The 13,750-nt window shown below is 57.2% G+C and carries 8 protein-coding genes, 1 pseudogene and 1 CRISPR repeat array; all 9 genes and pseudogenes read left to right on the forward strand.

All coding sequences use genetic code 11. The features are described from left to right. Positions 1–7 precede the first annotated feature (7 nt). The 9 genes and pseudogenes from cas10 to SA87_RS02595 all read left to right on the forward strand — a co-directional run bounded on the left by cas10 (position 8) and on the right by SA87_RS02595 (position 13,443). Positions 8–1,921: a type III-B CRISPR-associated protein Cas10/Cmr2 gene (gene cas10, locus SA87_RS02555; protein ID WP_066198774.1), complete on the forward strand. Its 1,914-nt coding sequence runs from the start codon at positions 8–10 to the stop codon at positions 1,919–1,921. Next, entirely contained in the window at positions 1,902–3,161 is a 1,260-nt protein-coding gene (locus tag SA87_RS02560; protein WP_066198733.1) for a type III-B CRISPR module-associated protein Cmr3, read from the forward strand. The genes cas10 and SA87_RS02560 overlap by 20 nt, the downstream gene beginning before the upstream one ends. Beyond that, positions 3,158–3,439, forward strand: a pseudogene (gene cmr1 / locus SA87_RS14540) (type III-B CRISPR module RAMP protein Cmr1); the annotation flags it as partial. The gene SA87_RS02560 and the pseudogene cmr1, both read left to right, overlap by 4 nt. Before the next feature lie 6 nt (positions 3,440–3,445). Continuing rightward, positions 3,446–4,852: an RAMP superfamily CRISPR-associated protein gene (locus SA87_RS02570; protein ID WP_483790115.1), complete on the forward strand. Its 1,407-nt coding sequence runs from the start codon at positions 3,446–3,448 to the stop codon at positions 4,850–4,852. 155 nt (positions 4,853–5,007) lie between these two features. After that, positions 5,008–5,895, forward strand: coding sequence for a type III-B CRISPR module RAMP protein Cmr4 (cmr4, locus tag SA87_RS02575; protein WP_066198741.1), 888 nt, complete (start codon positions 5,008–5,010; stop codon positions 5,893–5,895). Between the two features lie 286 nt (positions 5,896–6,181). Further along, positions 6,182–6,598 carry a type III-B CRISPR module-associated protein Cmr5 gene (cmr5, locus tag SA87_RS02580; RefSeq protein ID WP_066198744.1) on the forward strand — a complete coding sequence of 139 codons (417 nt, stop codon included), beginning with the start codon at positions 6,182–6,184 and terminating at the stop codon, positions 6,596–6,598. Positions 6,599–6,736: 138 nt separating this feature from the next. After that, entirely contained in the window at positions 6,737–7,558 is an 822-nt protein-coding gene (cmr6, locus tag SA87_RS02585; protein WP_066198746.1) for a type III-B CRISPR module RAMP protein Cmr6, read from the forward strand. A gap of 198 nt (positions 7,559–7,756) precedes the next feature. Beyond that, positions 7,757–9,998: a CRISPR direct-repeat array (repeat unit 31 nt; unit sequence GTTTTGAGCCTACCTTATGAGGGATTGAAAC). Between the two features lie 101 nt (positions 9,999–10,099). Continuing rightward, positions 10,100–11,686 (forward strand): DEAD/DEAH box helicase family protein, encoded by a 1,587-nt coding sequence (locus tag SA87_RS13010; protein ID WP_156516477.1) that lies wholly within the window; start codon positions 10,100–10,102, stop codon positions 11,684–11,686. Beyond that, the gene (locus SA87_RS02595; RefSeq protein WP_169816891.1) at positions 11,629–13,443 is read left to right on the forward strand and encodes a DEAD/DEAH box helicase; all 1,815 of its coding nucleotides are present in this window, start codon (positions 11,629–11,631) and stop codon (positions 13,441–13,443) included. The genes SA87_RS13010 and SA87_RS02595 overlap by 58 nt, the downstream gene beginning before the upstream one ends. Positions 13,444–13,750: the final 307 nt, after the last annotated feature.

Consider the following 13,750-nt stretch of genomic DNA (forward strand, 5'->3'; position numbering starts at 1 on the left):
GATAATCATGGAAAATAAGTTTCTTTTCCTCTTCCACATCGGCCCCGTTCAGGACTTTATCGCGACGGCCCGGAGAAGCCGGGACCTCTGGTACGGTTCCTGGCTCCTGAGCGAGCTCGCCAAGGCGGCGGCCCGGGAGATCGTCGCGCTAAGCGGAGGTTCCCGGGAGGCGCTGATCTTCCCGGCGCCGGATCGCCTTGATCGCCTGTCCGATCCCGACTTCAGCGCGCCGAACCGGGTGCTGGCCGTCATCGATCGCCCGCCGAAGGACGTCGGCCGGGCGGTGCGGGCGGCCGTCCTTCGGCGCCTCGGAGAGCTTCGGGAGGAGGCGTATCGCCGCATCGTCGGACGGTTCGATCGGGCGGTCGCCGTGCGGCAGGTGGACGATTTTCCGGAACTCTTCTGGGCGGCGGCCCCGCTTAGCGACCGCTACGACGCTGCGCGCCAGGTCGTCGAGGCGGCGATGAGCGCCCGGAAGGCGTCGCGGGACTTTGCGCCGGTGACCTGGGGGGCGGAAAAGCCGAAGTGTGCGCTGGACGGCGCGCGGGAGTCGGTGCTTTTCCCGGAAGAGGTCCGGTCCCTCGAGGAGGCGGAGCTGTATCGTCGCTACGGGATTCAGAAGGAGGAGCATCTGTGCGGCGTGTGCCTGATGAAGCGCCACGGGCGGCGCCTGCGGCCGGGCGTCCCGGATGAGGTCCCGTCGACCTTCTGGAGCACGTCGCACGTGGCGGCCCTGCCGCTTCTCGAGCGTCTGACGGACGAGCGGCGATCGGCGGTGACGACGTTTATCGATCGCCTCAGGGCCCTCGGCCTTCAGGACGACGATCTTCCGACGGTACGGCCGGAGCATCCGGTCTTCGGGCCGTACGACGGGGAGCTCCTCTTTGAAGAACGGCTGGCGCGGCTCGTCGAGCGGTCAACCTCCGCGGCGGGGCCGGATGAAGTTCGGCGTAGGAAAAAGGCGGCCCTCGAGGCGCTGCGCAAGTTTCTGGACGAGGCGTTCGGGGAGGGAAGCGGCGGCCGAGCGATCCGGCCTCATCCCTACTACGCGCTTCTGGTGTCCGACGGCGACCACATGGGCCGGATCATCGATGCGCAGACTTCACCCGATCAGCACCGGGCGCTGTCTCTCCGGCAGAGCCGCTTTGCGCTCCGGGCGGCCGAGCTCGTCGCCTCTTCTGCGTGCGGCGGATCCCTCATTTACTCCGGCGGCGACGACGTGCTCGCCCTCGTGCCGCTCCATCGCGCCCTCGACTGCGCCAAAAAACTTTCTGACACTTTCCGCTCGTTTCTCGGCTCATTTTCAGCGCCGGACAAGAACGGACGGATCTCGCCAACACTTTCCGTCGGCCTCGTCATCGCTCATCACCTCGAGCCGCTCTCGGACGTGTTTGATCTGGCCCGCAAGACGGAGAAGGCGGCGAAGTCACTTCCGCAAAAAAACGCCCTCGCCATCACCCTATCGAAACGGTCAGGAAGCCAGCGGACGGTGCGCGGCCGCTGGGGCGTTCTCGATGAGCGGCTCCGGTGGCTGATCGAGCTTTTGCGGACGGGGCAACTCTCGGATCGGCTGGCATACGACTTAAAGACGCTCGCCCGGACGCTTCGGCCGACCGATCCGGCGCAGGCGTCGGACCTGGAGGAGGCCGCCCGGAAAGAGGCCGTTCGCCTCTTGCGGCGAAAGCGAACGGAGGGGGGCGAAGCCCCGATCGACGCGACCTTCCTTCAGCGTCTGATCGACGATCTGGAAAGGACGGAAAATGTGTTCGCCTGGCTCGAGGAACGGGTGGACGAGCTTCTCATCGCCCGGGAGATCGCGGCCGTCAAAGATCTGGCCGGGGACGGGCCGTATAAGCTTCCGGACGCCGAAGTCCGGGCATCCGGGGAAGGGGGCGCGGGCGTTGGATGTATGGATCATTGAACCGCGCGATCCGCTGATCGTCCGGGACGGTCGACCGTTCGGCGCCTATCCCGGCGCCCGGGCGTACAGTCTCGATTTTCCGTATCCGTCGACGACGACCGGCGCGCTCCGGACGCGGGCCGGCCTGGGGCCGGACGGCCGTTTTCAAGAACGTCTGCTGGAGCAGGTGAAGAAGCTCTGCGTCCGCGGCCCGTTACTCGTCGCGCTCGATCGGGCGGGGGAGATCGATCAATGGTTCGTGGCGCCTCCCGCCGACGCCCTGCTGCTCGACGCTACCCCGGAGACCGACGCCGTAGCCTCGGTGGAAGGCGGGGCGAGTGCCTCCGACTGGATCGCCGTCAAGCGCCTCATCCCGCTCCGGCTGCCGGACGGGGTGGTGACGGATCTGGTCGACGAGCTCCTTCCGGTCGGGTTAAAAGAACGGGACCCTCGAAAGCCGATCGGCGGCGCCCCCCGGTATTGGTCGTGGGACGCTTATGTTCGGTGGCTGAGCGATCCGCCGGATGAGGCGGCGCCGGACGGCGCGTGGACTTGGCGCGTCCGCCGTCCGGAGCTCGGCATAAGCGGACCGGTTCAGGAGATGAGAACGCACGTCAAGATTCTTCCGCACACGCTGACCGCGGACGTCGAGAGCGGGGCGCTCTTTCAGACGCGGGGGCTTGAGTTTACGGAGCCCGGCGAAGGTCGGGCGCTGTCTCGCGCCCGCCGCCTTGCTCTTGCGGTGGCGGTCGACGGGGATCCGCTGAATCTTGCAGGCGGCCCGGCGCCGCTGGGCGGCGAACGGCGCCTCGTCGGATGGAAAAAGAGCGCGAAAAGCGTCCCGGCGATGCCGGCGGATCTGCCGGAGAAGATCGCCAAAAGCGGCCATGCCCGCCTGCTGCTCCTCACCCCGGCGCATTTTCGGCAGGGGTGGCGGCCGTCCTGGCTGCTGGACGTTCGGGAAAATGTTCGGCCGACCCTTCGGGCGATCGCCCTGCGCCGCTACGAGACGGTTTCGGGATGGGATTTTGCCAGAAGAAGGGAAAAGCCGAGCCGACGGCTGGCGCCGGCCGGAACGGTCCTGTTTCTCCGGCTGGAGGGGAAAGAAGCGGACATCCGGCGGTGGGTGCAGACGATGTGGTTTGCCGCCATCAGCGATGAGGCCGACGACTGCTGCGCCGGCTTTGGCGTGGTGGCGGTGGGGTTCTGGGATGGAGCCGTGCCGGTGATGGCGTCGGCCGCCGAGGAGGGACGTCGATGAACGGCAAGGGGAACCGGGAGCGCCTGAGGAAGGCGCGTCAGGCTTCGCCTCCGCCGGTCCGCTTTGACCCGGCATCTTTGGAGGAACTTGTCTTCGAACGGCGGGTCTACGAGGTGATCACGCCGATGTTCGGCGGCGTTGTGCCGCGCAGTCCCGATCCGATCACCCCCGTGCGGGGAACGGCGATCCGGGGACAGCTTCGCTTCTGGTGGCGGGCGGTTCGGGGGGGAAAGTCGAACGGCGATCTCGCCCGCCTGTACGAACTGGAAGCGGAGATCTGGGGCATGGCCGCAGGGGGCGGCGCAAAAGCGGGCGCGTCCAGGACGGCTGCAGCCGAATCCGAAGCCGCTTATGCCGTTTCCGCTGAAGCTGGGTTCTCTGAAGTCGCTGCCGCTTACGCCGGTGCCGCCGGAGCCGCTCCTGATGAAGCTGGTAACACCGATGCTGGTACCGCTGAAGCTGCGGCCGCTGAAGCTACCGCTGAAGCCGCTGCTGAAGCTGCTGCTGCGTATCCCGGTGCCGGAAAATCGGGAGCGGACGGGCAAAAACCGCACCGCTCGATGAACGTTCAGATCTTTGTCCGGATGCTCACTCCCCACGATCCCCTCCGCTACGAGACGCCGTATCCCCAGGTGAACCGTGAGGAGCAGCGCGAGCGGAACGGCCGAAACGACCGTGATCTCCGGCAGGAACCGAACTCGCTGTGGAAAAAAGTGGCTTACGTCGCCTTCCCGCTGCAGAGCACAAGAGGAGAGCCGCGGCTTCCGCCCGGCCGGGTCATCCGGGGCGTGAAGTTCGCACTGGAACTGATCTACCCGAAGCGGCATCAGGAAGACGTTCACGCGGCACTGTGGGCCTGGGAGACGTTCGGCGGCCTCGGCGCCCGGACGCGGCGCGGATTTGGGGCGATTCGGCTGGTCGAAATCGATGGCCGGAGGATCCCGCCGCCTGCGACGGTCGATGACGTAAGACGCGACATCGAGAAGAAATTGAAGCAATACGTGGGAGTAGACGGAAAATGGCCTCCCGGCGTGCCGCATCTCCATCCGCACATGCGCCTTAAAGTGATCGGACCGTCGGGGCCTCGCGCCGGCAGTTCGGGCGATGATGGCCGCTTTCGTTCCGCTCAGACCTGCTATCGCAACGTCGAAGACGCGTGGACAGAGCTCGTGTCCAAGTTGCGCGCATTCCGAAAACAACAGGTGAACGGGCGTTCGGCCTGGCCCGAGGCCGATGCCATTCGGAACCTCCTTCGCGCTCCGGGCCGCCGGGGTCGTCCGCAGAACGAACCGAAGGGTGAGATCATCGACAAATTTCCGCGGGCGGCGTTCGGCCTGCCGATCGTGTTTCACTTTAGGGGTGGAAAGTCCGATCCAAGGGAGAAAAACATTGAGCTTCGAGGCAGGCTGCTCGGCGATGGAAACAGCGTCGACCGTCTGGCGAGCCCGCTCATTTTGCGGCCCTATGCCTGCCAAAACGGTGCGGTCGGCCTGGCGCTGATTCTGGAAAACACCGGGATTTTTCAGTGGCGCGGTCACCGCCTCGCCCTGCAGGCCGGGAGACGGACGTATGCGGTCGATCCTTTTCTCACCCCGAAGGAGGCGCAGAAAATCAGTCCGCTTCAGCCCCTCCCGCTTCGGACCGTGGACGGCAAAGTCGACGTGCTCGCGGCGTTTTTCGAGACGCTTTGAAATGATCGATGTGGCGTGGCGGCGGCGTCGCGGAAGAATGGATGCGGTGCAGAGCGCCGTAGCGGAGTCCGGATGCGCGTAACGGAAGCGCTCCGGAAGGCGCCCGTTCTATTTTGATATGCCTTGACTGGATACCCTGCGAGGGAGGTGCCGTTATGCTTCGGGGGTGGCCGCTTTTCGTGCACGCGCTCTCCCCGCTCCATGCGGGGACGGGGCAGGGGGTGGGCATCATCGATCTTCCGGTCGCCCGGGAGCGGGCGACCGGGTTGCCGTATCTTCCCGGATCGTCACTCAAAGGGGTGCTGCGCGATGCCTGCAAAGATCCGGATGTGCGCCGGCGCCTCTTTGGCCCGGACACGGCCGAAGCGTCTGAACATGCGGGCTCGGTCGTGATCGGGGATCAGAAGCTTCTTTTGTTCCCCGTACGCAGCCTCTGGGGGACGTTTGCCTGGGCGACGTCGCCCTTTGTCCTGAGGCGATTTCGTCGCGACCTGGAGCTTGCGGAGATAGCGAAGGCCGTACCGGACGTTCCCGAGCCGGCGTCAGTGGACGAAGGACTCGTCGCAACCGAAGAGGCGGCCATCGTCGGAAAGATGGATCCCCCCTCCGAAGGCGCTGCTGCCTGGATCGTGCTCGAAGATCTGGATCTTATGCCCCGGTTCTCCGAGGAAAGTCGGGGATGGGCCACTTGGCTGGCGGAGCGGCTTTTTCCGGGCGACCCGGCGATGCAGGCGTTTTTTGGGGAGAGGTTTTTGGTCGTCCACGACGATCTTTTCGGCTATCTGCTCGACACGGCGACGGAAGTGGAGGCCCGGGTCCGGCTGGACAGTGAGTTAAAGACGGTGGTAGAAGGCGGACTCTGGTACGAAGAGGCGCTGCCTACCGAATCGGTGCTATCAGGGATGCTTCTGGCGATGCCCGTAAAGGCGGAAGCCGACGAGGTTCTGAAGACCATCGAAGCGCTTACCCAAAAGCCTCTTCAGCTGGGCGGAAAGGCCACCGTCGGGCGGGGCCTGTGTCGGGTGCGGGTGGTAAAGTCCTGAACGAGACGCAGCACGACTTTCTGCCTGCGAGGGGCGAGCGAGAATCCGAATGTGCCATGCGCTGACCGGAATCGATCATACGTGAATTCCACGTAAGATGGGGGCTCCGCGATCGTGAAGCACAAGGAAGGATGCGGGATTTACGGTTGTGCAGTTCGATGAGAGGGATATGGAAAATCGCGAGATTTGCGGTTGAGAAGCGAGCCGAGGGATATGGGATTCGCGATCGGCGTTGCTCGTTTATGGGTGTGCCGATAGATCGGGCGGTACAGAGAGGAGGGGGAACATGCAGACAAAAAGTCAGAAGTACGCGGCTTTGATTTACCGGCAAGTGGTGGGGGATCAAGTGGCGAGGATGAACGAAAAAAGCCGCGTCAAATACGGCAGCTGGGCGCTTCGGCTCCCTTATCTCGTCCGAAGGGCCGGATTGCAGCAGGCGCTTGCGTATGTGCACGCGCGCTCAACGAAGGAAAGAAGCGAGGGAGAGGAAGCGGGGCTCATTCTTCTCGATCATCTCGCTCACGTTCTGGGCTTTTCGAATCGGGAGGCGCTCCTACAACAGGTGCGGACGGCCGACTTGCGGACGTACATGCGGCTTACACGAGAAGCGTTGGCGGCCTTAGAATGGTACAGGCGCTTTGCCCAGTCTGTGCTTAAAGTCGACCATACGGTCGCGATGGATGCAGGTTCGGATATCAGATAGAGGGGTTCGGAAATCAGGGGTTCGGAAATCGAAATTTGGAACGCGGTGGATTATGTTGGATTGGAATTCGAAACGCTGAGGATGTTGGGAGATCGGAATTCGAAACACCGAGGAATCCGGAAAAGGGAGGGGAATGCGGTGCCTGTCTGGCGGGATTCGCTGACCCGGATCTTGTCCGCTTCTCGCGATGAGGCTGAGCGCTGGCTGCCGAAGGCGATGATGAATCCGGCGCTGTGGTTTGACAAATATTTTCTTGCTCGAAATGGGGAAGATAAAGAGGCGCGTCAAAATCACGTCCACCGTGTGGTCTTGCTCTTCAATAAAAACGTTTCGGCTAAAGAAAATAAGGATCTAGAAAGTGATAAGATCGAATTAGCATATGCGCAATTCTTTAAGCGATGGAAAGAAGCCCTGGAAGAACGTAAAGCGATGATGCGGGAAGCTGAAACCCTTGGCAGACTCAGCATCCACCTCGGGGCGCCGAGTGTGCTGGAGACGTCCGTTCTCTTTAAACATCCGTACGGCATTCCGTATATTCCGGGCAGAGCACTGAAGGGACTTGCGGCCCGATTCGCCAGATTATATCTTGGTGAGACCTGGCGCGCCGATCGGGATGCCTATCAAACGTTGTTCGGGACGATCGAGGCTGAGGGTATGGTCACGTTTTACGATGCGCTGCCCATACCGGAGTCTGTTCAGATCCATTCGGATGTTATGAACGTCCACCATTCGGAATACTATCGCGACGGCAAAACTCCGCCCGCCGATTGGGATAGCCCTACGCCAATTCCGTTCATATCGGTGACGGGTCGATTCTTGATCGCGCTGGAAGGACAACCCAAATGGGTCAGAACGGCCTTCCAGATCTTGCGGCTGGCGTTTTGTTATGTCGGAGTCGGTGCGAAGTCATCGAGCGGTTACGGTCGACTTCGTCTGATCCTTGAGAAAGACGATGCTTAAGGATGACAGACATTCAAGCAATTATTGAGCTCATGTCGTCGATCTACGATCGTGCCAAAACCCCCGGGGATCGACGACAACTTGCTGTCTTTTGTATCCTGTGCTATACTTAGCCTAGCGCATTTTTCCAAAGCCTGCGATTGAGGGTCATTAATTCGGTAAAAGGGAAAAGCAAATTGATTATGCGGTGCTTAGTTAGTTTTGAGCCTACCTTATGAGGGATTGAAACTGGTGCTTTTCTCCCTTCTGAGTCGATGTCGATGAGTTTTGAGCCTACCTTATGAGGGATTGAAACGGTCGTTCGTGAGCCAGAGATGCGTTAGCCACGTTGGTTTTGAGCCTACCTTATGAGGGATTGAAACACGTTTTGCGGCGAAATATAGAAGGCTGGCTATCAGTTTTGAGCCTACCTTATGAGGGATTGAAACGACGGCGCGGATGCGGGAACGTATCCCGGTCGCTGGTTTTGAGCCTACCTTATGAGGGATTGAAACTGGGGGGGGCCCGACGCCGCCGGCGCCGGCGGCTGGTTTTGAGCCTACCTTATGAGGGATTGAAACCCTTCCGCAGTTGGGACAAAATAGTTCCCAACAGTAGTTTTGAGCCTACCTTATGAGGGATTGAAACTGTTTCTGCTGCCCTTTCCCTCAATTCGGCTGAAGTTTTGAGCCTACCTTATGAGGGATTGAAACGGCAACGCACGTTATACCCGGCGCGGCCTCATAGAGTTTTGAGCCTACCTTATGAGGGATTGAAACGGAGCTGCCATCTTCCAGATCGACGTTGGACGGATTGTTTTGAGCCTACCTTATGAGGGATTGAAACGGCTTGCGGAAAATCAAGATGTAGTCTGCAAGGGCGTTTTGAGCCTACCTTATGAGGGATTGAAACCTTCAACGGCGGTTCGGTATACGACACGCAAATTTTCGTTTTGAGCCTACCTTATGAGGGATTGAAACGTGCGTCTAGGGCAGCGCCTAGGGCGTCTGTGAGCGTTTTGAGCCTACCTTATGAGGGATTGAAACGAGTTACTACTGAAGCAAAATGCCCTGTTTGTGGCGGTTTTGAGCCTACCTTATGAGGGATTGAAACTCAACGAGGACGAAGCGGTACCCTTCCGGCCGGGCAGTTTTGAGCCTACCTTATGAGGGATTGAAACCGGCAAATCGCTCTGGCGTGATCGCGATCCCTGGGTGGTTTTGAGCCTACCTTATGAGGGATTGAAACTCTGATTGCGAGGTCCTCAAAGTAGACGGGAGCTATGGTTTTGAGCCTACCTTATGAGGGATTGAAACGGTGGAGTACGGCATCAACACGCTTATTTCGCCGTCGTTTTGAGCCTACCTTATGAGGGATTGAAACCATTTTCGCTGCCGCGTCTATGCTTACGGCGACGGCAGTTTTGAGCCTACCTTATGAGGGATTGAAACGGCCCGGCAATCTGGCTCCGTACGTGTTATGTACGAGTTTTGAGCCTACCTTATGAGGGATTGAAACCTCTTATGTGTACATGGGCAAATATTACTTTTTGGGTTTTGAGCCTACCATATGAGGGATTGAAACACGTTGTACGCCGTGCTGTCGTACGACTCGGAGTCTCGAGTTTTGAGCCTACCTTATGAGGGATTGAAACATCTCCCCGCATAATCATCCCAATCATGGATAAGCAAGTTTTGAGCCTACCTTATGAGGGATTGAAACCCGTATCGTCTGGACACGGCCGCCGAAGCGGCGCAGTTTTGAGCCTACCTTATGAGGGATTGAAACTTTTCACTTCTGGGCAATTCTTCTTTGCCCAGCGGTGGTTTTAAGCCTACCTTATGAGGGATTGAAACTACGAACTCGATCTCCTCGTCCAATATTTTTTGTGCGTTTTGAGCCTACCTTATGAGGGATTGAAACACGATCCTCCAGAACAGCGCGGTCAGTTCTTTCCTGGTTTTGAGCCTACCTTATGAGGGATTGAAACTTCATTGCTAAGACCAACTTTCCTACCTTGAACGGGGTTTTGAGCCTACCTTATGAGGGATTGAAACTCGTAGACGGCGGCGAGGCGCTGATCCACCGGCTATCGTTTTGAGCCTACCTTATGAGGGATTGAAAAGTGGTGAGGGGATGTACTGCCCTCACTGCGGTGCGTGTTTTGAGCCTACCTTATGAGGGATTGAAACTCGTAGACGGCGGCGAGGCGCTGATCCACCGGCTATCGTTTTGAGCCTACCTTATGAGGGATTGAAAAGTGGTGAGGGGATGTACTGCCCTCACTGCGGTGCGTGTTTTGAGCCTACCTTATGAGGGATTGAAACGCGTAAGTGAGCTTAGGGATCAGCTGATGCAATCGTGTTTTGAGCTTACCTTATGAGGGATTGAAACACGAAGAGCTCATCGGCGTCCGTCCAGGCGTGGCACGTTTTGAGCCTACCTTATGAGGGATTGAAACTTGATCTCCTTCGCGAGAAAGCGGTCCTCATATGTCAGTTTTGAGCCCACCTAATAAAAGGGATTAAAGCTATAAACAAAAATCAAAGTGGAGGGCAAGAAATGATTAATTCTCGGGAATTTATTAATAAAATTTTGCGTTACTGGCTTACTCTGGAAGCGTTGACGCCTCAAACAGCCGACAAAGCTCATCCCGATGACAAATTAGAACCGAGTTATGAAATTAATAAAGAAAAAGGCGCAATGCCTTGGATGGAAGGCCATGAACATCGTCGAAAACAACCGCGCGATCAACATCAATGGCATTACATCGTACAAGCCGGCTTGTATGATATTAGAATATTTTATGAAAAGATTTTATATGAAATTAAAAGCTTAATAGCGGATAATGAACGTGAAGACGACGAGTACGATCGAGCCAGCGGCACCGGCCGGCTGTATGACGTTGAGGTAGACGCCGAAGGACGTCCGATTGCGGAAACGTTCGCATTATCGATGGCCGGCTGGGCTGCCGGCGTCATTCTTCATCAAGGAGTCGGCGCGTTGCAACAGGGAACATGGTGCAACCTCGATGGGTTGCCGCAACCCGGAAGGGAAGAGATCCAACGGCGAAGCGGAGTGCCCGGCTTCGATACGTTGGAGGTCGCGCTACGCAAAGAACTTGCCGAGCGCGTTCGGTTGCTTAAAAAACCGGTCGATAAAGCATGGTTCGATGACTTTACTCGGTTGGTGATCCGGCATTGCAGTTTGTCGGAAGAGCTGCTGGGGACGACACCGCGCTATATCGTCAAAAGCAAACAACTAAAAAAAGTACAGAAAAATAGCGCGTTCGATCAATTGCGCGGCCGAAAGCGCGATCAATCGCTAGATCAATTGGACGATCAACCGCACGATCATCCGCACGATCAACCGCGTATCGCCTCCTTTTCTGAGGTCGATCACGTCGCCGATGCCCGGCCGGTGGACGAAAGCCTGATCAACAGTTTTTACATTTCGGATCTGCATCGGATTGAAAGTTCCAGTTACCTTGGCGGAGACGCCTTTTTAAGTTATTTCAAAAGGATAATGGACCAAGATTCTGGCGAACGAAGGATCGATCTTCGCTCGAAAGAAGGCGAAATGGAAGTCGTTCGGCTTCTTCATCCCCGGTATTTTCCGCAAGGCAGCTGGCCATCGGACTATTCTCTGGTGCGAAGCCAGCAATTTGCCGTGAATGCACTTTGGAATCATCTGACTTCGAAACGGGGCGGGCTTTTTGCCGTCAACGGTCCGCCCGGCACCGGAAAGACGACACTGCTAAGAGATATCGTCGCCGCCGTCGTTGTCGATCGAGCAAAGATTTTGTCCAAATATGACGATCCCCGTAAAATCTTCTTGCCCAAAAGGAAATATGACGAAAATGAACCGCCGTATTATCCAATTCAACATCTCGATCATGCCATCGTCGTCGCTTCCAGCAATAACGGAGCAGTCGAAAACGTGACGTTAGAGTTGCCCAAAACAGATGCTGTGGCAAATAACTTTGTCAATCAGGCAGCTTATTTTCAGGAACTGGCCACCGCTCTTCTTCAATCGGCGGAAAAACAGTCCTCGGAAAAAAAGAAAATCGCGATCAGTTTATCCAAATCGTTTTGGAAAAACGTCCGGCTTTGCAGCGCTCCGAAGTCAGTGCCGAAGCCATCGGTCTGATTCATCGATTGAAAGAAATTTCGGATGGAAAGCGATCCCCGGAAAAGTCTTGGTCAGAGGTCGTAAAGACCTTTGAAGAGGCGTTAAGAAAGGAGCAAGCGCACCGCACCCGAATCGCTCGGGAGGCCGAGATCCTCAATCACTACCTCGACGTAAGGCGATCAATCCGGAATCAGATGCGGCAGATCCAAGAATACAAAGAACGAATATCGAAGCTTGAACAGGAAATCGAACAGCTCAAAAATCGACGGTCTCAGCTTGAGGTCGACATTCAGCGCCGGAGGGATGCGTGGCTTCTTCACAAGAGGAGGAAGCCCGGATGGCTCGAAACGTTAAGGACGTTCGGACGTTCTTATCGCCGGTGGCGGCACGAATTGAAGGAGCTGGAGGTGGAATACCGGGAGAGGTTCAATCTTGAAGAAAAGCTCATCGCTGATCTACGCGAAAAAGAAAAAGCGTGGAAAGAAGAACAAATAAAGCTTGGGCGGGCAAAGAGTCAATGCCAAAACAGCATTCAACATATGAAAGAATATAAAGATAAAATAAAAAAACTCAAATCGATTCTTGGTAACCGTGTTCCGCTGCGCGACGGATCGATTGACGCGGCAAAGGCGGAACTTCAGGCTCCCTGGGCGGATGAGGATTGGTTGCGGGCGCGCATCGAAGTCTTTCTTCGGGCTCTAGAACTGCACCAGGCCTTTATCGAAAATGCCGCAAATCAGATGTGGTCAAATCTCATTTTGGTGAAGCGTTGGCTCAGCGGGAAGACGTTACCGGCCGATGGATTGAAGACCGCTCTGGAGACGTTGGGACTGGTCGTTCCCGTCGTTTCAACGACCTTTGCATCATTTCCCCGGATGTTTCGGGACTTTGCACCGCATTCGGTCGGCTGGCTGCTGATCGACGAAGCCGGACAGGCGAGGCCTCAGGAAGCCGCCGGGGCCCTCTGGCGGGCCAAGCGGGTGGTCGTCGTCGGCGATCCGCTTCAGCTTGAGCCGGTCGTCACCCTTCCGAAGCGGATCGTGGCCGCCTTCGGAAAGATTTTTGACGTTGAAGGAGACTGGTGGCCCACCCACGCTTCAGTTCAGTCTCTGGCCGATCGATCCATGATTTACGGGACAAAACTCAAGCAGCTCGATGGTCGCGAAGTATGGGTGGGCGCCCCGCTTCGCGTTCATCGCCGCTGCGATAATCCGATGTTCAGCATCATCAACCGGTTGAGTTATAACGACATGATGGTGTGGGGACGTAAGCCGTCAACAATACAACTTCCGGAGAGCGGGTGGATCGACGTGCCGTTCTCCGGTCGAATTGATTCCAGACATTTTATCCCGGAAGAAGGGGAAGCCCTCAAAAAACTTTTGTCAATCCTTATCAAATGCTATAAATCCTTTGATCCTAAAGATGTGTACATCATCTCTCCGTTTCGGGATGTCGTGCGCCAGATCAGACAGAAACGGATAGCCGCTGCTTTTCGGGTTCCTCAAGAGCGGGTGGGCACCGTCCATACGACTCAGGGAAAAGAGGCGGCGGTCGTCATCCTCGTCCTCGGCGGCAGCGGCCCTTCTAATTCCGGTGCACGGGCATGGGTCGCTGAAAAACCAAATCTGTTGAATGTTGCGGTCAGCCGGGCAAAAGAACGGATTTACATCATTGGCAATCGAACCGAATGGAAGAGTCTAGGAGGTTTTAGCATTGTCGTTGAGCATCTTCATCCAATTAGATTAGACGATATCGACTGCCCTTATGAATGTTAACTCGGGAAATAAAGCATCACCGCAAAAGAAACACTGAAGAGAAGGCGGTCTTAAAAAGTTAAAAAATCCGCCCCCCTTCCCTGGAGGGCGGATTTTCAGTTTGAAGCGGCGGCACGTCGCTCTCTTGTTTTTTATACGTGTTATCCGTGACTTGAACGGCTCAAAGCCCGCTTACAAGGGAGTCGTGTCCGGTATCATGTGTAAAAACGGATGGTCCAGGTAACATAAAATGAGCCATCCGGCCCTCTTTGGTAGAATGTGAGACGGAGAAGAAACCACTTCACCAGGAGGGATACCGGATGGCTCA

It is taken from the genome of Hydrogenibacillus schlegelii, from assembly GCF_001653195.1.
GTDB lineage: Bacteria > Bacillota > Bacilli > Thermicanales > DSM-22653 > Hydrogenibacillus > Hydrogenibacillus schlegelii.